Below are 19373 nucleotides of genomic sequence, written 5' to 3' on the forward strand. Positions count from 1 at the left end.
ATTATAATTAGTAAACTATTATGAATTAAGGCAAATATGCTTACTTTAACGCTAATCAATATTGTTGTTGTCGCTGCCGTGGTGCTCTTACATTATGAAGTTCTACTTGGCCTTTCTCGAAAACTTCCTTATCTACACTATAAAAATAAATATCAGATAGTTATTGGTGTTTTTGGGGCATTAATAGCTCACTGTATCGAGATTTGGATTTTTGCCGTAGCCTATTTTTATATGCTTAAAACCGACCGGTTTGGGCATTTTGAAGGTAATTTTGACGGTAGCTTACTTGATTGCGCTTATTACTCTTTTACCAGTTATACCACGCTTGGTTTTGGTGATATAGCTCCTCATGGTGCGATCCGGTTTTTTACTGGAGTTGAATCATTAACAGGCTTAGTTTTAATTACTTGGACTGCCTCTTTCTTGTTTTTAGAGATGCAACGCTATTGGAATAAACACTAATAACTCTATTACCCATGGATAATTTAACCAACAAATCAATCATGGTAAATGTGCGTACTTTAATAAAAACTATGCGTCTATCATTTTTAACTTTAACATTATTTTGTGTGCTCGTTGGCTTTGCCACTGCCGTTTATGCAGGAACTGAGATTAACTGGTTGAGCTTTAGCTTATGTTTAATTGGTGCGTTAATTGCCCATATTGCGGTGAATACTTTAAATGAGTATCAAGACTTCCAGTCTGGTTTAGACTTTAAAACGGATAAAACCCCATTTAGCGGTGGTAGCGGTGGGCTTGTTGAAAACCCTAATGCGGCGTCTTTAGTATTAAATTTTACTTATCTTTGTATTGCTCTTGTTATCTTTATTGGCTTGTATTTTATTGCTACCACAGGGTTAGGCATTTTACCCTTTGGTTTAATAGGTATCGTTATTATTATTACCTATACTCGCTACATTAATACTCAGGCTTGGCTATGTTTATTTGCGCCAGGTTTTGCCTTTGGCTTATTAATTGTGGTTGCTACAGATTATATTTTAACCTTGAATTACTCACTCTCAGCCCTTGCAAGTGGTGTCGTTTGTCTATTTCTAGTGAGTAATGTTTTACTATTAAGTCAATTTCCAGACGCTAACGCTGATAAAACTGTTGGTAGAAAGCACATAGTTATTGCTTATGGTAAAAAGTTTTCATTGAGTGTGTATTTAATTTTTACCATCTTTGCAGGCATTACACTTATACTAAGTTGTTTTTATGATGTATTACCTAAACTTGCTTATTTGGCTTTAATCCCAATGTTAGCTGGCGTTGAGGCTTGGCGTACTTTATCAAAGTCGTTAGTTGGTTCGAAAATAGCAAATCAGCCGATGAATAAGGCATTAGCACTAAATGTTATTGCTGCTAATGTTACGCCATTACTTTTATCTATTTGTATTTTAGTTGCTAGTACGAGTCAAAGCTCTTAAGCATAAAGCTTACATTACATCTTATTCTTATTAGGAACTAAGTACAGTAGGCAATCACTTTTAGCAATATTAATTACTTTGGTTGCCATAAATATATTTAAATCTATTTTACTAATCAATTGATTACCACGCAGGGTAAAATATTGATTAATACAATTATTCCCTTGCTTGTCGATAATTTGTAAATTATCTAAACCTAATTGATCTAACCAACCTAACATTTGCTCTGCACGTAAAACGCCATAATTAAACTGTTCAATATTAGTTATCAGAGTTAATCCTGAAAAGCCCTCATCAATATCGGCATAATTAAGTTCGACACCTGGTTTAACCTGTAATCTAAGAGGGGTTAAGAATACATCAACATCTCGGTGATAATGGCATGCTTGAATATTATCAATACTGGCTAAATGACAGATCCCTTGATAAGCGACTTCATGAGATTGTTGATCTTTGCTACCGCCACACTCTACCGTTAGTGTTTGGCAATCAAAGTCTTGCTCCATAATTGCGCCTAGTTTGATTTCAGATAAAATCACCGATGAGCAAAACAGTGAGCTAAGTGATAGAGCTAACTCGGTTTTATTAACACTTACAGCAAAAGCGGGGCCACAACCAGAGGTATTATGTAAATCGATTAACACTTCGGGTTTTACCTCATTTATGGCCTTGCAGATCAAATTTGCGCGTTTAAAGTAACCGTAATCTAGGTTATGGCCAAAGCACCTGTTTAAATCTAAACCATCTTCAAGGTAACGATGGGACAAGGTCGGTGGCACACTGGCAACATCGGGTGAGCAGATAATAAAACGCATATTGGTTACCGGTCTATTAGTCGAACTTAAATTAGTTAACCAGCGATGCAAAGCAATGAGCCCTGAAGGTTCATTACCGTGGATTAAAGTGGTAATTACTCGGCATCTTGTTGGATCGATACCTGCAACATCGATAACGGTGGGGCCACAAATAGATAACAAAAACTGTAAATGATCTGATTTTAAAGTAAACAGATCTGGCTCAGATAAATAGTTTATTTCGGCAAAGTCTATAGCCATGGTTTACTCCAAGTTGCAACGGGTTGTGCTGTTTTACAGTTTTCTATATATAGCTTGAGCATTTGCTCACAGGCTGCATTTTTATCTAATATTTGTTTTAAGTATTTCAAGGTTTTCTTTTGCCAAATAGCACCCGTCATTTGCTGTTGGCAACGATCCTCTATTATGGCTAAGTACGTGTTAATTTCGTCTTCATCAATATCTAAACTCTTTAAACCTTGTTTAGCTATTGGCAATAGTTTTTCTATTACCTCGCAGATAGGTGTTTCGTTAGTTTTAAATTGCTGAGGATCTGGCCATAAAATTTTAGCGTCTAAGCCATGCTGCGCCGCACGATAAAAATTATACTCGGCAAACCTAAACGGGATTAATGGCAAATATTGCTCAATATCATTGGCTAGTCCATTAGCTAAACCGATAGCAAAAGCGGCATTGGCAACCATATCTATATTTGTAGGACCTGCAGGAATCGCTCTAAATTCAATGCGCATATGACCATTACCATGGTGATCATAAACGGGACGATGCCAAGGCCATAAAGTGCCCATATGCAGACTTAATTCTTCAAATTTAGGTAATGAAGTCTTGTTATTTGTTGGCATCAGCACAGGCAGAATCGGTTGGTGCAAAGAAACCGCTTCAGCAAAAAGCTCCCATACACTATGCCTTAGCCAGCCAAAGCCAAAGTTAACTCGGGTTGGTTGTTGCCATTGGCATTTATCTCGGTGACGTATATCTAAAGACTGTTTAAATAAGGCGATACGTGTTTCATCCCAAACGCTATTGCCAAATAATATAGGTGAGTTAGCTGCAATGGCGGTTACCAAAGGTAAGGTAAGCTGTGCGGCATTAAATACATGATTAAAGCGTTTAAAGTCGGTCATCATATGCACTTGAAAGGAGGTATTTGCGCCCTCAGTGCAAATGTCTTTAAATTTTTTATTTACCGGCTCTTCACCGTCAATATTGATAGTGAAATCGCTGCTTTTTTGCTGGTTTAATTGTTTTGCTAAGCAATGGTAGCGGCCTAAGTCAGTCATATTCTCACTCTTAATATCTTCAGCTTTAAGAGTTGGTAATATGCCAATAGGTACAATGGTAATATTTTGCTTTTCGGCTAACTGTTCTAATCGACTGGTTTTACTTTGCATTTCTTTAAGTAAATTAGAAAAAGGCTTACCAGTTTGCATTACCGGGGAAAGGTTTAGCTCTAAATTGTATTTATTGAGCTCAGGTTGGTATTGAGAGTCATTTAATTTAGACAATAAAAGTTGGTTAGATAAACTCACTTGGCCGCTGTCATCGACCAGGTACATTTCAAGCTCGGCACCAAATTGCATTGGCTCATCGCCAAAACTTTCTTGGCTAAGCACACCTTTAAGTTGAGTTAATTGCTGCCTTAACACTTGTTGAAATGCTTGAAAATCTTGTTCTGAATATTCTTTTATTTCAATATTTTTACCCATGCTTTCTAAACCAGTGAGTGAATACTGATTTAAGAATGCATGGAATTGAGGTGTAAGGTTTTGATTGAAGTCAAATTAATGATGTTAAGTTTTTGTATGCAGGGCAGATGAAAATTCAGTATTAAACTTTATACGGAGGTAACTCAAAGCCAGCAGGTTTAAGAGCATTCATGGTTAAGTGACCAACATAGCTGCTTTCACCGTCACCGCTAAATTCAAATTCATACACTGTTTTAACAAAAAGGCCTAAACGTTTTGAGGCGCTAAAACGGGTTTTAACGCGAGCAATAGCAATAAACTGTAAGCTTGCATTCTCACAATACTGCTCAGTGAGTTGTTTCGCTTTTTCCGATACATTACGCAAAAACCAAAAATACCAAATCACTAAACATACGAGCAATAAAATATAGATATCAGCCAAGGGATCATCCTTTTACTTGTGAAAATAATAAACCAATTGCATTACTTAGTGCAGGGCTTCGCTCTGGCGTTCGAATGCTTTGCAGTAAAGCTGGGCGCACAGCTGGTAGAGCAACCAAGTCTTGGAAGATAGCAACAAAGATGTCTTGCTCAACATTGCTGACTAATGTTTCAAGGTATAGAAGTAGAGATTCAATTTCAGTAATTGCTAACCAAGCACGAGCTGAAATAGTGACCAGTATATTTAAATCAATCGCTTCATAGTCATTTAAAATGCCTAAGATAAGAGCTTGCACATTTTGGTGGGCAGCATTAGCTGAAAGAGCTCTTAAAATATTTGTTAAACGAGCAGGTGTTAACTCAGTTGATTTGGTTAATTCAATAAATGCGTTTATGGTGTTTATTGATAATGTTTGATTTTCTAAAGCTGAACATAAAGGTGCAAATACTTGTTCAGGTAAGTGAGGTAGGGCCGCAATTAAATACTGCTCATTTTTATCTTCGCCAATACGCGCTGCAAAATCACAAATGCCTTGTACAGCAACCCCTTGCCAATTATCGAAACCTAGTTTGCCAGAGAAGTATAATTGACAATGTTCGTAATATTGAGATGCTGCTTGTTTTAAATCGCGCTTAATAATGCTGTTCATTGAAGCGAGTTTATATTGCGCAGGCGTGAAGTTATACGGATTCGCTTTAAGTAACTCTTCTTGTTTCTCACTTGGGTCTTGGCTTAAGTCGCCACCTAACGCTTCTAAAATAATAGCAATAAAGTGATTGCGAGCAGCTTGGTTTAATAAACCACGCTCATCTAAAGGAAACTTAACAAACCAGATAAATGGCGTTGTTGCTTTTTTTTGCCAAAAAATGATGGCCAGTTCGGCGTGACCTTGTACGGGATAAGGGTAGGGCTGCATCGCCTGCTCTACTTTTTCAAAATCTTGCTTGCTTATTTTACTTACTTTTCGACCCATATCGAAAATACGGTAAGAGGAGTCGGATAACTTTAATAATTCTGAAATAGTAGAAACTTGGTTCATAGTGCGCTTTTTTGCATATTGTCGTCGAATAATGACGCCATTATAAATATAATGGCGGGAGAAGTTAATTTATTTAAGACAAACATGGCATGAACACCGATTTAATTCATCAACAGTTGCAAAAGTTACTTATACAATTGGCGCAAGAGCTTAAAAATAATAACTTATGGCAACAACAAGCTCCATCTGTAGAAGCTTTATCAAGTACGGCGCCGTTTTGCTACGATACATTATCTTTTGCACAGTGGTTGCAATTTATTTTTCTCAAGCGCATGCAAATTATGGTGCAAAGCAAAACGCCATTACCTAGTGCTATTTCATTATGTCCTATGGCCGAAGAAGCATTTAAACAACACGATGCCAGCATTGTTAAGTTAATTACTATAATTGCCGATATAGATGAATTATTAAGTGGCAAGCGCGAGCAAACTAGACATGAGTGATAATTTAAATAACGACAATTTAGGTGAAGAAAATCTTGAGCTGCTAGAGCAAGCGCCGAAGTTAACTATTTTATATCAAGATGAGCATTTAGTTGCAGTGAATAAACCCAGTGGTTTATTTGTACACCGCTCGTTTATGGACAGAGATGAAAAGTATTTTGCTTTGCAATTAGTGCGCGACATGGTGGGACAATATGTTTATCCGTTACATCGATTAGACCGCCCTACATCAGGTGTGCTTTTGTTTGGCTTATCGGAAGATGTCGCTCGCAAGATGGGGCAGGCGTTTACAGACAAAAGTATCCAAAAAACCTATTACGCTATTACCCGTGGTCATTTAGTCGATTCTGGCCAAGTTGATTATGCTTTAAAAGAAAAGCTCGATAAGCTTGGTGATAAAAACGTTAACCCTGATAAACCTGCACAAAATGCTATTACCGATTATAAAAGTATCGCTATAGCAACATTACCTATTGCCTTAGGTAAATATCCTAGCATTAGGTATTCATTAATACAGTTAAAACCTCATTCAGGTAGACGTCATCAAATTCGTCGTCATTTAGCGCACTTACGCCACCCTATCATTGGCGATATTAATTATGGTGATAATAAACAAAACCCTTTCTTTGCTAAGAACTTTGGCTTTAAGCGCCTTATGTTGCATGCACAAAAGTTAGAATTTACCCATCCTGTTACCGCTGAGCCTGTAGTCATTGAAGCTGCGTTTGATTCAGACTGGCTCGCTTTATTCGACCAGTTTGGTTGGACTATTTGATCTCGAAAACGAGGTAGTATTGCACTTAGTAAAGTAGGGATAAAAAGCGAGCTGTCTTTATTATCCCTTTTACCGCTAAAGCATTAATATCGGCGTAATTCTTCTTCGCTGATCAGCCCTTGTTTTTGCAGTTGCGCTTTAATTGAGCCAACCGTTCGTTCTAATGTTGCCGCCAAAGACTCAAAGCTAGCACCGTTGTTAAATGCTTGCTCTAATTGCTCTTTAGTACCGTCGGTCCATAACATGCCACAATTTTTGGGTAAGCCTTTTTTGATATTCTCTTGTTGGCGCTCGGCCGGACTTAACTTGGGTTTTGGTGATTTATTAATATATTCAATACAGGCAAATAAGGCTCGAATTATTTCAGGGTTGTTATAAGGTGAGTCGCTAGTGAAACTTTCTCCTGTAGTGGGGTTAATTCCATTTGCTAAGGTATTAATTGTCTCCATAGACTGATGAATATCCATATTCAATTCTCCATTTGATTTAAATTTTATTAAGTAGTAATCATTGCTACTTTGTCATGACCTGCCTATTAGCTTGCAATGCTAATACTCTCACAGGAACTTCTAAGCATAGTATAGCTGCGGGGATTTATACAAAGATATCTGGTTGAGCAATAAAGCGTTAAATCGAATATTTATAATTAATGCCGTTATTAACTGATTAAAAACTTGCCAAGTTATTGATATTGGGTATACTCAATTTCGCAAGCTTGAAATGCAATACGTTTTATATCGATATAAAAAAGTTCCATAGATGTACCTACATCTCGACATAATAAGTAAAACATATATAAGCTCAAAACTCTCATGTCGAGAGTAGCAAAACATTTAATTTATACATTTAGGAAGATATTATGTCTGACGTAAAAAACGGCACAGTAAAATGGTTTAACGACGAGAAAGGTTTTGGATTTATCGAGCAATCTTCAGGTCCTGACGTTTTTGTTCATTTCCGTGCAATCCAAGGTGAAGGTCGTAAGACTCTTACTGACGGTCAACAAGTAGAATTTGAAGTAGTTGACGGCCAAAAAGGCCCACAAGCTGAGAACGTAAAACCTCTTTAAGCTTTAGCTACTTATGAGAAAGGCCAGTGCGGATTATCCCACTGGCCTTTCTGCTTTCTGTTGGTGCGAAATTTTTCGCACGTTATAATATATTTTTTCGCACGTTATTAGATATTTATTCGTACGTTATAAGATAATTTTCGCACACTATAATAGCCATAATAGTTCCCCCGTTTATTTAAATAAGTTTCTATATAACAATTTATAACCATATTTAACGTTGAAATATCCTATACTTAGTAAATATCCAATAATGAGCCTTTGCCATGACGCAACCTACAATTCTTGCTAATTTTTTAGTAAATAGCCATAAACACGCTGAACAGCCGTTTTTACATCAACCGATCAACTCTCGATGGCAAACATTTAGTTTTTCTGATGTTGAAGTGCAAGCAAGAAAAATAGCATCTGCGTTACTTGATCAAGGATTTGTTGCTGGCGATAGAATAGGTATTCTTTCGCAAAACTGTGCTCAATGGTTTATTGCCGACTTAGCCATAATGATGGCTGGCATGATCAGTGTGCCAATTTATGCAACGGCGGGCGCTAAAACCATTTCTTATGTGGCCAAGCACAGTGAAATGAAGGCTATATTTGTTGGTAAGTTGGGCCCTACTAAAGCGGCAGAAGAGGGCATTCCAGATAATGTTTTAACTATCGACTTTCCTTATGTAACGATGAAAACGGATGTGCAATGGCAATCTTGGTTAGATCAATACGCTCCTTTGGAAGAATTGCATCAAGCTAATGAACAAGATTGTATGACAATTGTTTATACATCGGGTACTACTGGTGACCCTAAAGGGGTTGTGCTTTCTCATAAAAACATTACTAGTGCCGCTATTTCTGCAATCGAGACTGTTACCGTTTTTGACTATGACCGCTGTATGTCTTATTTACCTCTGGCTCATATTACTGAGCGCAGTTTAATTGAAGGCACCTCACTTATTACCGGTATGCAAATATTCTTTGTCGAAGGCTTAGATACTTTTGTTGATAATGTTCAACATGCACAACCTACTTTATTTTTGTCTGTACCACGTTTATGGATGAAGTTTCATGCCAAAGTTTTGGTTAAACTTCCACAGAAAAAACTGAACGTATTATTAAGCTTACCTTTTATTGGTCGTTTAGTTGCTAAAAAAATACGTAAACAATTGGGCTTAGCACAAACTACTCGATTTGCATCTGGTTCAGCGCCTATTCCGGTAACATTACTGCAATGGTATCAAAGCTTAGGTATCAATATTATGGAAGGGTGGGGTATGAGTGAAACCTCAGGGCTATCCTGTGGTAATATTCCGTTTAATGCTGAGCGCCTTGGCTCTATAGGTACGCCTTTATCTTGTGTTGAAATGAAAATATCAGAAGATAAAGAAATATTAATTAAAGGCGATGCCGTTTTTAAAGAATATTATCTCAATCCACAAGCGACAAAAGAAAGCTTTGTCGATGGCTGGTTTAAAACCGGTGATTGTGGTGACGTAGATGTTGATGGTGTATTTAAAATTGTTGGCCGAATTAAAGAGCAATTTAAAACATCAAAAGGCAAGTACGTCGTTCCTGTTCCAATTGAAAAACAGCTTTGTATTAATGAAGATATTGAGCAAGTATGTGTTATGGGCGCAGGCATGCCACAACCAATAGCGCTGATCGTTCTTGCTGAAGGCATAAATGCTAAAAACAGCGAAGTACAACAAGAGCTATTAAAAACACTTTCTAGGGTTAATAAAGGCTTAGAAAGCCATCAGCGATTAGATTATCTTTATGTATGTAAAAAAGCTTGGACTGTGGATAATGAGCTGCTGACGCCAACCTTAAAGTTAAAGCGTAATAGTATTGAGGAACACTTCACACCTTTACTACCTGCTACTCCAGAAAAACGTCTCATCTTCGAATAAAATCAAGGGGGTCAGATGAACTTGATTTTCAAGTTCATCTGACCCCCTTGATCTTTGATACAAAAAAGCCGGGCAAGCCCGGCTTTTCTATGAACTGATTTAGCTTATACGTTAAATCTGAAGTGAATTACATCACCGTCTTTAACTTTGTATTCTTTACCTTCTAAACGCCATTTACCTGCTTCTTTCGCGCCAGATTCACCATTAAATTCAACAAAGTCTTCGTAACCGATAATTTCTGCACGGATGAAGCCTTTCTCAAAGTCTGTATGGATCACACCAGCAGCCTGTGGAGCTGTAGCATTCATTTTTACGGTCCAAGCACGTACTTCTTTAACACCCGCTGTGAAGTAAGTTTGTAGGTTTAATAGGCCGTAACCTGAGTTAATCACTCGGTTTAAGCCTGGCTCGGTAATACCAAGATCTTCCATGAACTCTTCACGCTCTTCTTCGTCCATTTCAGATAATTCAGATTCTATTTCAGCACATACAGCAACAACTACTGCGCCTTCTTTTTCTGCAATTTCACGAACTTGATCAAGGTATGGGTTATTCTCAAAACCGTCATCATTTACGTTTGCAATATACATGGTTGGTTTTAACGTTAAAAAGTTAAAGTAAGCAATCGCTGCCTTTTCTTCTTTAGTTAAATCTAATGAACGGATCATCTCGCCGTCTTCAACATGCTTCAGAATTTTTTCTAATACGCTGATCTCAAACTTTGCGTCTTTATCACCGCCTTTAGCTTTTTTAGCTTGGCGCTGGATAGCACGCTCTGCAGTATCCATGTCAGATAATGCAAGCTCCGTATTAATTACGTCAATATCATCAGCAGGGTTAACACCACCAGCTACGTGGACAATGTTTTCATTGTCAAAACAACGTACAACGTGACCAATCGCGTCTGTTTCACGGATGTTTGCTAAAAACTTATTACCTAAGCCTTCACCTTTTGATGCACCCGCAACTAAACCTGCAATATCAACGAATTCCATTGTCGTTGGTAATAGACGTTGTGGTTGTACTATTTCGGCTAGTTTATCTAGGCGAGGATCAGGTACAGGAACAACGCCAGTATTTGGCTCTATGGTACAAAAAGGAAAGTTAGCTGCTTCAATACCAGCTTTAGTTAATGCATTAAAAAGGGTAGATTTACCAACGTTAGGTAAACCAACGATCCCGCACTTAAATCCCATGATATGTTCCTATGATATTAAATTAATTAGTTGCTTTAAAAGTATGTAATCTGTTTTGAGCTTTCTTTAAACCATCTTTTTCCCAGATCTCGAAACAACGAGCTCCTTCATCGATAGCTTGCTCAAGTAAGTTCTGTTCATTTGCTGGCGCTTTGCCTAGCACGAAACCGGATACTCGGTCTCTGTGACCAGGATGGCCTATGCCGATCCTAAGTCGATAAAAATCTTTGTTATTGGCCATGCACGCAATAATATCGCGTAGGCCATTGTGACCGCCATGGCCACCACCTTTTTTGATTTTGCAAACACCAGGATCTAAATCTAGTTCATCATGAGCGACTAGAATATTCTCAACTGGAATACGGAAAAAGTTTGCGAGAGGCGCTACGGCTTTACCGCTGCGATTCATAAAGGTTGTTGGGATAAGTAAATGTACAACATTTGCGCCAATAAGGCCTTTACCATATAAACCATGGTACTTTTTATCAGGAGATAATGAGATGTTGTATTGTCTTGCTAGTTCTTCTACGAACCAGACACCGGCATTATGACGGGTTTTGGTATATTCGGGGCCTGGATTACCCAGGCCCACAACCAACTGAATATTAGTCGTCAAGGAAATTCCTCAGCGATTATTCTTCAGTTGCTACTTCTGCATCACCTTCTGCAGCTGAATCTTCATCTGAAGAGCTAGCAGCTTTAGGTGTAGTAGCTGAAACTACAGCAGAGTTGTGATCTTCGCCTTTACCTAACTCAACTGAAGATACGCCTTTTGGAAGAACGATATCAGATAAGTGTAATGGGTGACCAACTTCTAAGTTAGCAACGTCTACTTCGATAAACTCTGGTAAGTCTTTCGGTAAACATGCAACTTCGATTTCATTTAAGTTGTGAACAACAACGTTACCCGCTTTAGTAATTACGTCTTCGTTGATGAAGTGTAAAGGTACTGAAGTGTGTAATTCTGTTTTAGAGTTAACGCGTAAAAAGTCCATGTGCATAACTTCATCACGGAAAACGTGACGTTGCATGTCTTTGATTACAACTTTAACTTTTTTCTTACCAATGTTTAATGTTAAAACATGAGAGTAAAAAGCTTCTTCTTGTTGTGCACGCCAAACTTTATTGTGCGCTAAAGTGATAGATACTGGCTCTTCACCTAAACCGTAAACGATAGCTGGAACTTTGTTCGCATGACGTAGGCGGCGGCTCGCACCTTTCCCTAGATCTGTACGTACTTCAGCATCTAATGTAAATAAATCCATAATGATTCTCTATTTAATAGTAAAATTTTATTACTCCTTGCGACCAGGAGTAATCGTTTTGCCAATATTGGCATGCCTTTTTAAGCAACTAAATGCAATAAAATTGCAGCTTAGTTAAAAAAGGCGCCGAATGATAACACTTTGCCCGCAATTTGCACAGAGTAAATAAACAAAAAGTGCGCTAATAAGCGCACTTTTTTGAAACTTTGTGTAAATCTGAAGTAAAGTTAACTTTAAGCTTCAAACATCGCCGAAATAGACTCTTCGTTACTTACGCGACGAATCGCTTCAGATAACATACCTGAAAGGCTTAATTGACGAACATTTGGTAGAGCTTGAATTTCTTTCGATAATGGAATTGAATCCGTTACGATCATTTCATCAATTACTGAGTTCTTAATGTTTTCAGCAGCGTTGCCAGATAATACAGGGTGAGTTGCGTAAGCAAATACACGACGAGCACCGTGTTCTTTAAGTGCTTCAGCGGCTTTACATAAAGTACCACCAGTATCAATCATGTCATCAACAATAATACAGTCACGGTCCGTTACATCACCAATGATATGCATTACTTGTGAAACGTTGGCTTTCGGGCGACGTTTATCAATGATTGCAAGGTCAGCTTCATTAAGAAGTTTGGCTACCGCACGAGCACGAACAACACCACCAATATCTGGAGAAACAACGATAGGGTTGTCCAAATCTTTATTAAGCATATCTTCAAGAAGAATAGGTGAACCAAACACGTTATCTACAGGAACATCAAAGAAGCCTTGAATTTGTTCTGCATGAAGGTCAACAGTTAAAACACGGTCAACACCTACGCTAGATAAGAAATCAGCTACAACTTTAGCTGTAATTGGTACACGAGCACTACGTACACGACGGTCTTGACGAGCATAACCAAAGTAAGGAATTACTGCGGTAATACGGCCAGCAGAGGCACGACGCAAAGCATCAACCATTACAATAAGTTCCATTAGGTTATTGTTAGTTGGCGCACAAGTTGATTGGATAATAAAAACATCCGCACCGCGAACGTTTTCGGTAATTTCAACGCTGATCTCACCATCGCTAAAACTGCCTACTTTTGCATCACCTAAGCCCATGTATAAGCGGTCTGCAATCTTTTTAGCCAGTTCAGGGGTGGCGTTACCCGCAAAAATCTTCATGTCAGGCACTGTCAGTTCCTCAGAAACTTTGACAACAAATTAAGTACATTGGCTATTAAATAATAATATCAATGCTGTGTGTGCTAACTAATGTTAGCTTAACCAGACTCTTATGGCTAAGATCTGATTTTTATAATTCAACCTAAAGTAATTCATTAATTACAGGAGATTGAGATAAACCTTTAGCTACAAACGACTTTACGCCATTTGGTAATTTAGATTGTAGGCTTAATGCAGACTTTTCATCTTTAAAAGAAGAAAATATACATGCACCTGTACCCGTCAATCTTGATGGCGCGTATTCTAACAACCAAGTCATAAGCTTGGCAACCTCAGGATAAAGTTTAATCACCAAGTTTTCGCAATCGTTATGACATTGATCAATATTTATTTCATTAAGGTTAATGCTATTTATATCGATTGGTGGCGTATTTCTTGGTAAATCGGCGGCACCAAAAATAGCTGCGGTAGATATTTCACAATCAGGAATAGTAACAAGAAACCAAGGGGTATCTATATCTACAGCAACTAAATGTTCGCCAATACCATGCGCAAATGCAGTAAAACCATGAACAAATACCGGCACGTCAGCGCCAAGCTTTAAACCTATCTTGGCTAATTCAGTTACGCTTAAATTTAAATGCCAATGTTTATTTAATGCTAATAGTGTAGTCGCTGCATTTGAAGAACCGCCACCTAAACCACCGCCCATAGGTAAGTTTTTTTCTAACTTTATATCTACACCTTGTGTTGTCGAGCAATATTGCTGTAGTGCGGTTGCTGCTTTGACAATTAAATTGGCGTTATTATCAACACCAGCAATCGGCGTTAATAAATTAATCTCGCCGCTTGTATTAACTTTGAAATGCAAATAGTCGCCGAAATCTAAAAACTGAAAAATCGTTTCTAATTGGTGATAACCATCATCACGTTGGCCTGTTATGTGTAAAAAACGGTTGATTTTAGCTACGCTGGAGTATTTTATAAAAGCTGATGACATTAATTTATTTCCCAAGAACTAATCGCCATTTTTATGGTTAAGTCATTATGTTTAACGGTTAACTTATTTGCTAAGCGGTATTGATCAATGAGTCGATAACTTTGATATTCAATTTGCCAAAATTTATTATTAGCCCAGGCTTGCAGCTGACTTGGCAGGGCATTCGTTGCCGAGTAAGTGATAATGTCATCGTTTGATGCTTTTAAGCCTTTTACCCAATAAATTAAGGAGTTAACAGGTAAGTTGAGGTTAGTCACTTGGCTCAATAATTGATCTAAGTTTTCATTTCGCCAAGTTTTGCCATCAGCTTTTAGAGTATATAAACCATCGTCAGAATTTAACGACAATACATTAACGCCTAAAAATGTCGTTAATTTAAGGGTGATTTTATCTTGTTGTTGCTGCCAAAATAAATTGGCACTTTGTTTTTCTTGTGGACTAATAAAAGCAATTTTTCCCTTTATCGTCCAATGTGTGACATTTTCTAATTGCTGACTGCGTTGATTTTCATCTTGAAACAGCTCTGCATCAGTTGCCTCAGGAGTGGAACTGCAACCAGAAAGAGAGAAAAGTGCAGCAATAATTAGTGCGCATAAAAGCTTTAGGTGTGCTAATTGCTGAAATTTCGGCATGAGAGAATGATTTATCCAAACTGTTTATATTTTTATTGCAACATATTTTAACTAACCACGCCACCGAAAATCACAACATTAGTTAGCCATTTTTATAAAAAAACTGATCCATTATGTTAATTAATCAATTTTTATCTGTGGATTCAGATAATACGCTTTCATTCATAGCGGTAATTTCGTAAAATTAGAGATTACATGACAATTTTATATGTGTTTTTGGTTTTAAACTCATATTTACGTATTTTTACTTACAGGCTTATTTTTTCGTTTATGTCCATATTTGCAGTCGGAATTAATCATAAAACAGCACCAGTTTCAGTGCGGGAGAAGGTTGCCTTTACTCCTGACAATCTAACGCACGCGTTACAGCAAATGATTGATGATTTAGGATGTAAAGAAGCTGCCATATTATCTACCTGCAATCGTACCGAGCTTTATTTTGTGCAAGATAAGCCTTTAAATGATGTGCAATTAGCTATAACTCATTGGTTAGAAAACTTTCATAAAGTATCTGCTAGTATGATATCTCCAACCTTGTATTGGCATCATGACCAACAAGCGGTAAATCATATGATGCGAGTTGCCTGTGGTTTAGATTCACTTATTTTAGGTGAACCACAAATTTTAGGGCAAATGAAACAAGCATACAGCCAAGCTAAAGCTTCGGGCTCTATGCATCTTGTTATGGAACGTTTATTTCAACGTACTTTTGGTGCGGCTAAGCAAGTAAGAACCGATACTGATATAGGCTCAAGCGCCGTTTCTGTTGCATTTGCTGCGGTTAACTTAGCCAAACATATTTTTGCCGATTTATCTAAATCAAAAGTGTTACTTATTGGCGCTGGTGAAACCGTTGAACTTGTTGCTAAACATTTATATGACAATAAAGTTCAGCAAATTACTGTGGCTAATCGTACGGTAGCAAGGGCGGAAGAATTAGCGAAAGCAGTTGGCGCCGATGTTATCACCTTAGCTCAAATACCCGAGCATATTGGCGATGCAGACATTGTTATAAGCTCAACAGCATCAACATTACCTATTATTGGTAAAGGTATGGTCGAAACTGCATTGCAACAACGCCGCCATCGTCCTATTTTTATGGTTGATATTGCCGTACCTCGAGATATAGAAGAACAAGTAGGCGATTTAGAAGATGTGTACTTATACACCGTAGATGATTTACAGGGTATAGTTGCACAAAATATGGAAAATCGCCGTAAAGCCGCACAAGAAGCCGAAAGTATTGTTGGTAGTCAAACCAAAGATTTTATGGCGTGGCTGAGAGGATTAAATACCCAAGATGCCGTGATCTCTTATAGAAATCAGTGCATGGAAAAACGTGATGAACTATTATTAAAAGCAAAACAACAACTTGCTAATAATAAAGATGCTGAAGCTGTGTTAGCTGAATTAGCAACAAAGCTTACAAATAATTTAATGCACGCCCCAACTCGCGCTTTACAAAGTGCAGCACAAGGTGGCGAGCTTGATAAAATTATCTATTTACATGATGTATTCGACTTAGACAAAAAGAGTCCTAAGTCTAAATAATACTGAAATCATATTAACCTTTTGGTGAAAATAAAATAAATGAAAGAATCTGTATATCAAAAGCTAGAAGTATTAGTAGAGCGCTTTGAAGAAGTACAAGCGTTATTATCTGATCCAAGCGTTATTAGCGATCAAGATAAATTCCGTGCGTTATCAAAAGAACTTTCGCAATTAGAAGAAGTGACTAAAGTATTTGGTGACTTTAAAGGCGCTGAAGACGATTTTGCCATGGCTCAGGAAATGTTGAAAGACGATGATCCTGATATGCGAGAAATGGCACAAGAAGAATACAAAACAGCAAAAGCAACGATTGACACTCTAGAGCAAGAATTACAAATATTATTATTACCGAAAGATCCGCGCGATGATAATAACTGTTTCCTTGAGATTCGTGCCGGTGCTGGTGGTGATGAAGCGGCAATATTTGCTGGTGACTTATACCGCATGTACTCTCGTTATGCAGAGAAAAAAGGCTGGCGTATGGAAGTCATCACTATGAACGAAAGTGATCAGGGTGGCTATAAAGAAATCATCGTTAAAATGTCAGGTGAAAGCGTTTACGGCGAAATGAAATACGAATCAGGTGGTCACCGAGTACAACGTGTACCTGAAACTGAATCGCAAGGTCGTGTTCACACGTCAGCTGTGACAGTGGTTGTTATGCCTGAAATTCCAGAATCAGAAGCAATTGAAATTAACAAAGCTGATTTAAAAGTTGATACGTTCCGCGCCTCAGGTGCCGGTGGTCAGCACGTTAACAAAACCGATTCTGCTATTCGTTTAACCCATATACCAACGGGTGTAGTGGTTGAGTGTCAAGATCAACGTTCACAGCATAAAAACCGTGCGCAAGCTATGTCAATGCTACAATCACGTTTACAAGCAGCTGAAGATGAAAAGCGTCGTAGCGAAGAAGAATCATCTCGTCGTAACTTAGTGGCAAGTGGTGATCGTTCAGAGCGTATTCGCACTTATAACTACCCGCAAGGTCGTATGTCAGATCACCGTATTAATTTAACCTTATATCGATTAAATGAAGTGATTGAAGGTAACCTACAATTAGTACTTGAACCTCTGATGCAAGAAAACCAAGCTGATTTATTAGCCGCTCTTGCCGAGCAAAATTAAGCATACTCTTGTCACACACATCCTCAGAATTATCCGATGTAAATACTATCGAGCAACTTTTCCAATATGGGAAGAGTTGCTTATCTTCTATAGTCGATGCTCGCGATGCCAAAATTGATACTCAAGTATTACTCACTACAGTTTTAAATAAACCCACTAGTTACTTGTTAACTTGGCCTGAAAAACGTGTCTTGGACGCTGAAAAGTCTTTATTTTTTGATTTTTTAAATCGCCGCTTAAAAGGTGAGCCAGTTGCCTATATCACTGGTAAAAGAGAATTCTGGTCACTGGATTTTTTAGTGGCACCTTGCACGTTGATACCTCGCCCGGATACTGAAATATTAATTGAAGCTGTGCTTGAAAATAATACTGACAACCGGGTATCTGTATTAGATTTAGGCACAGGTACCGGCGCTATCGCTTTAGCTTTAGCATCAGAGCATGCTAGTTGGGATATTGATGCGGTAGATTTTAATGAGGAAGCGGTTGCTCTCGCACAAACGAATGCTAAACAATTATCCCTAGAGCAAGTAAAAATCTATCAGAGTGATTGGTTTAGCAGCATAGATACAGACAAAAGGTTTAATGTGATCGTATCTAACCCGCCATATATTGCCAAAGATGATGAGCATTTAGCCCAAGGGGATGTGCGCTTTGAACCTTTATCTGCATTAGTTGCAGAAGATGATGGCTATGCTGATATAAAGCATATCGTCGAAAATGCCCGTAACTTTCTTAGTAGCAACGGGCAATTATATTTAGAACACGGGTTTGAGCAACACGTACAAGTACAAAATATTTTAAACGATTACGGCTACCAAAACATTAAAACCTTTAATGATTATGGTGGTAACCCACGCATTACCATGGGCACCCTTTAAAATAAATATCAAGGTGTCAGACACCTTGATAGTTTAAGCTTGTGCGTCTAAACGTTGGCCGTTAACGTGCTTAGAGTCATCAGACATTAAGTATAAGTAAAGCGGCATGATATCTTCTGCACTTGCTAAAGAGCCTTTATCTTCAGCAGGGAAGGCACTTGAACGCATGTTAGTGTTTGTCGCACCTGGATTTATCGCATTGGTTCTTAAACTACTACCTTCATATTCATCGGCAATAACTTGCATCATACCTTCGGTGGCAAATTTTGAAATGCTATATGGGCCCCAAAAAGCGCGGCCTTTATTGCCGACACCTGATGTTGTAAATACTAATGAAGCTGAATTAGATTGAGTCATTGCTGGTATTAATGCTTGCGCTAAATACATTTGAGCATTTAGGTTAACTTGCATTACATCGTCCCAAGTTTGTTTATTAATTTGGGTAAATGGTGTTAGCTCACCAAGTACTGAAGCATTTAATAATGCGCCATCTAAACTAGATAATTGCTCAACAATGGTGGTCACCATATCTTTATAATGCTGAGGTGTTGCACCCTTTAAATCAAGAGGGATAATAGCTGGCTCTGGGTAACCTGCGTTTACGATTTCATCGTAAACTGCTTCCAGTTTTTTTACTGTTTTACCAAGTAAAACCACTGTTGCGCCATATTTAGCGTAATTAATAGCTGCCGTTTTACCTATACCCGCACCAGCTCCAGTGACAAGAATAGTTTTACCTGCAAGATTATTTTCAGTCGGTTGATATTTAAACATTTTATTTACATTACCAATGATATTTGTAGCTATTCTACCTCTAGCTCGACTAGCTTTGTAGGTAAATTATAAAAATTATGTGTTTTTTATTGATTAAGTCAAAAATTGCTAGATCAAAATGTAATCTTAAGTTAAGTTATGGGTAATAAGTGTAACTGGTCATACTTGTTAACATATA

The 19373-nt window shown here is 37.9% G+C and carries 21 protein-coding genes; 9 read left to right on the top strand and 12 right to left on the bottom strand.

Annotated elements, in window-relative coordinates:
* Positions 1-36: 36 nt before the first annotated feature.
* Together FNN08_RS02315 and FNN08_RS02320 are read left to right on the top strand one after the other, a co-directional pair.
* On the top strand, positions 37-462 hold the full coding sequence (locus FNN08_RS02315) for a potassium channel family protein (RefSeq protein ID WP_143583095.1): 426 nt from the start codon (positions 37-39) through the stop codon (positions 460-462).
* A 71-nt stretch (positions 463-533) separates the two neighbouring features.
* Positions 534-1427, top strand: a complete 894-nt coding sequence (locus FNN08_RS02320; protein WP_185962545.1) for a prenyltransferase — start codon at positions 534-536, stop codon at positions 1425-1427.
* A gap of 14 nt (positions 1428-1441) precedes the next feature.
* Here FNN08_RS02320 and FNN08_RS02325 read toward each other — a convergent pair whose 3' ends face one another.
* From FNN08_RS02325 to FNN08_RS02340, 4 genes are all read right to left on the bottom strand, one after another.
* Entirely contained in the window at positions 1442-2482 is a 1041-nt protein-coding gene (locus FNN08_RS02325; RefSeq protein WP_143583099.1) for a succinylglutamate desuccinylase/aspartoacylase family protein, read from the bottom strand.
* Positions 2473-3948: a hypothetical protein gene (locus FNN08_RS02330; protein ID WP_143583101.1), complete on the bottom strand. Its 1476-nt coding sequence runs from the start codon at positions 3946-3948 to the stop codon at positions 2473-2475. The genes FNN08_RS02325 and FNN08_RS02330 overlap by 10 nt, the downstream gene beginning before the upstream one ends.
* A gap of 121 nt (positions 3949-4069) precedes the next feature.
* Positions 4070-4369 carry a DUF3301 domain-containing protein gene (locus FNN08_RS02335; protein WP_143583103.1) on the bottom strand — a complete coding sequence of 100 codons (300 nt, stop codon included), beginning with the start codon at positions 4367-4369 and terminating at the stop codon, positions 4070-4072.
* Positions 4370-4373: 4 nt separating this feature from the next.
* Positions 4374-5408, bottom strand: coding sequence for a DUF3549 family protein (locus FNN08_RS02340; protein WP_143583105.1), 1035 nt, complete (start codon positions 5406-5408; stop codon positions 4374-4376).
* An 89-nt stretch (positions 5409-5497) separates the two neighbouring features.
* On the opposite strand from FNN08_RS02340, the gene FNN08_RS02345 reads away from it, so the two are divergent.
* Together FNN08_RS02345 and truC are read left to right on the top strand one after the other, a co-directional pair.
* Entirely contained in the window at positions 5498-5851 is a 354-nt protein-coding gene (locus tag FNN08_RS02345) for a YqcC family protein (protein ID WP_143583107.1), read from the top strand.
* A complete protein-coding gene (gene truC / locus FNN08_RS02350; protein ID WP_143583109.1) occupies positions 5844-6626 on the top strand; it encodes a tRNA pseudouridine(65) synthase TruC in 783 nt (260 codons plus the stop codon). Before FNN08_RS02345 ends, truC begins: the two co-directional genes overlap by 8 nt.
* Before the next feature lie 83 nt (positions 6627-6709).
* Here truC and FNN08_RS02355 read toward each other — a convergent pair whose 3' ends face one another.
* Positions 6710-7093 (bottom strand): hypothetical protein, encoded by a 384-nt coding sequence (locus FNN08_RS02355; RefSeq protein ID WP_143583111.1) that lies wholly within the window; start codon positions 7091-7093, stop codon positions 6710-6712.
* A 392-nt stretch (positions 7094-7485) separates the two neighbouring features.
* Here FNN08_RS02355 and FNN08_RS02360 point away from each other — a divergent pair, with 392 nt between their 5' ends.
* Positions 7486-7695, top strand: a complete 210-nt coding sequence (locus FNN08_RS02360; protein WP_143583113.1) for a cold-shock protein — start codon at positions 7486-7488, stop codon at positions 7693-7695.
* A gap of 266 nt (positions 7696-7961) precedes the next feature.
* Positions 7962-9596, top strand: coding sequence for an AMP-binding protein (locus FNN08_RS02365; RefSeq protein WP_143583115.1), 1635 nt, complete (start codon positions 7962-7964; stop codon positions 9594-9596).
* A 104-nt stretch (positions 9597-9700) separates the two neighbouring features.
* On the opposite strand, the gene ychF is transcribed toward FNN08_RS02365, so the two are convergent.
* From ychF to lolB, 6 genes are all read right to left on the bottom strand, one after another.
* On the bottom strand, positions 9701-10792 hold the full coding sequence (gene ychF, locus FNN08_RS02370) for a redox-regulated ATPase YchF (protein WP_143583117.1): 1092 nt from the start codon (positions 10790-10792) through the stop codon (positions 9701-9703).
* 22 nt (positions 10793-10814) lie between these two features.
* Positions 10815-11408, bottom strand: coding sequence for an aminoacyl-tRNA hydrolase (pth, locus tag FNN08_RS02375; RefSeq protein ID WP_143583119.1), 594 nt, complete (start codon positions 11406-11408; stop codon positions 10815-10817).
* Between the two features lie 16 nt (positions 11409-11424).
* Complete coding sequence (locus tag FNN08_RS02380; protein ID WP_409574592.1) at positions 11425-12057, bottom strand: 50S ribosomal protein L25/general stress protein Ctc; 633 nt, start codon at positions 12055-12057, stop codon at positions 11425-11427.
* A 233-nt stretch (positions 12058-12290) separates the two neighbouring features.
* Complete coding sequence (locus FNN08_RS02385) at positions 12291-13238, bottom strand: ribose-phosphate pyrophosphokinase (RefSeq protein ID WP_143583123.1); 948 nt, start codon at positions 13236-13238, stop codon at positions 12291-12293.
* Between the two features lie 133 nt (positions 13239-13371).
* Complete coding sequence (gene ispE / locus FNN08_RS02390) at positions 13372-14229, bottom strand: 4-(cytidine 5'-diphospho)-2-C-methyl-D-erythritol kinase (RefSeq protein WP_143583125.1); 858 nt, start codon at positions 14227-14229, stop codon at positions 13372-13374.
* Positions 14229-14861 (bottom strand): lipoprotein insertase outer membrane protein LolB, encoded by a 633-nt coding sequence (lolB, locus tag FNN08_RS02395; protein ID WP_143583127.1) that lies wholly within the window; start codon positions 14859-14861, stop codon positions 14229-14231. Before lolB ends, ispE begins: the two co-directional genes overlap by 1 nt.
* 270 nt (positions 14862-15131) lie before the next feature.
* Between lolB and hemA the strand changes: the two genes are divergently transcribed.
* Genes hemA through prmC form a run of 3 tightly spaced genes read left to right on the top strand, consistent with a single transcriptional unit; the run spans position 15132 to position 18421 of the window.
* Entirely contained in the window at positions 15132-16412 is a 1281-nt protein-coding gene (gene hemA, locus FNN08_RS02400; RefSeq protein WP_143583129.1) for a glutamyl-tRNA reductase, read from the top strand.
* A 39-nt stretch (positions 16413-16451) separates the two neighbouring features.
* A complete protein-coding gene (gene prfA, locus FNN08_RS02405; protein WP_143583131.1) occupies positions 16452-17540 on the top strand; it encodes a peptide chain release factor 1 in 1089 nt (362 codons plus the stop codon).
* Positions 17541-17548: 8 nt separating this feature from the next.
* A complete protein-coding gene (gene prmC, locus FNN08_RS02410) occupies positions 17549-18421 on the top strand; it encodes a peptide chain release factor N(5)-glutamine methyltransferase (protein WP_185962546.1) in 873 nt (290 codons plus the stop codon).
* Between the two features lie 33 nt (positions 18422-18454).
* Here the strand turns inward: prmC and FNN08_RS02415 are convergent, their stop codons facing one another.
* A complete protein-coding gene (locus FNN08_RS02415) occupies positions 18455-19195 on the bottom strand; it encodes a YciK family oxidoreductase (protein ID WP_143583133.1) in 741 nt (246 codons plus the stop codon).
* Positions 19196-19373: the final 178 nt, after the last annotated feature.

The organism is Thalassomonas sp. M1454 (assembly GCF_007097525.1).
Lineage (GTDB): Bacteria > Pseudomonadota > Gammaproteobacteria > Enterobacterales > Alteromonadaceae > Thalassotalea_A.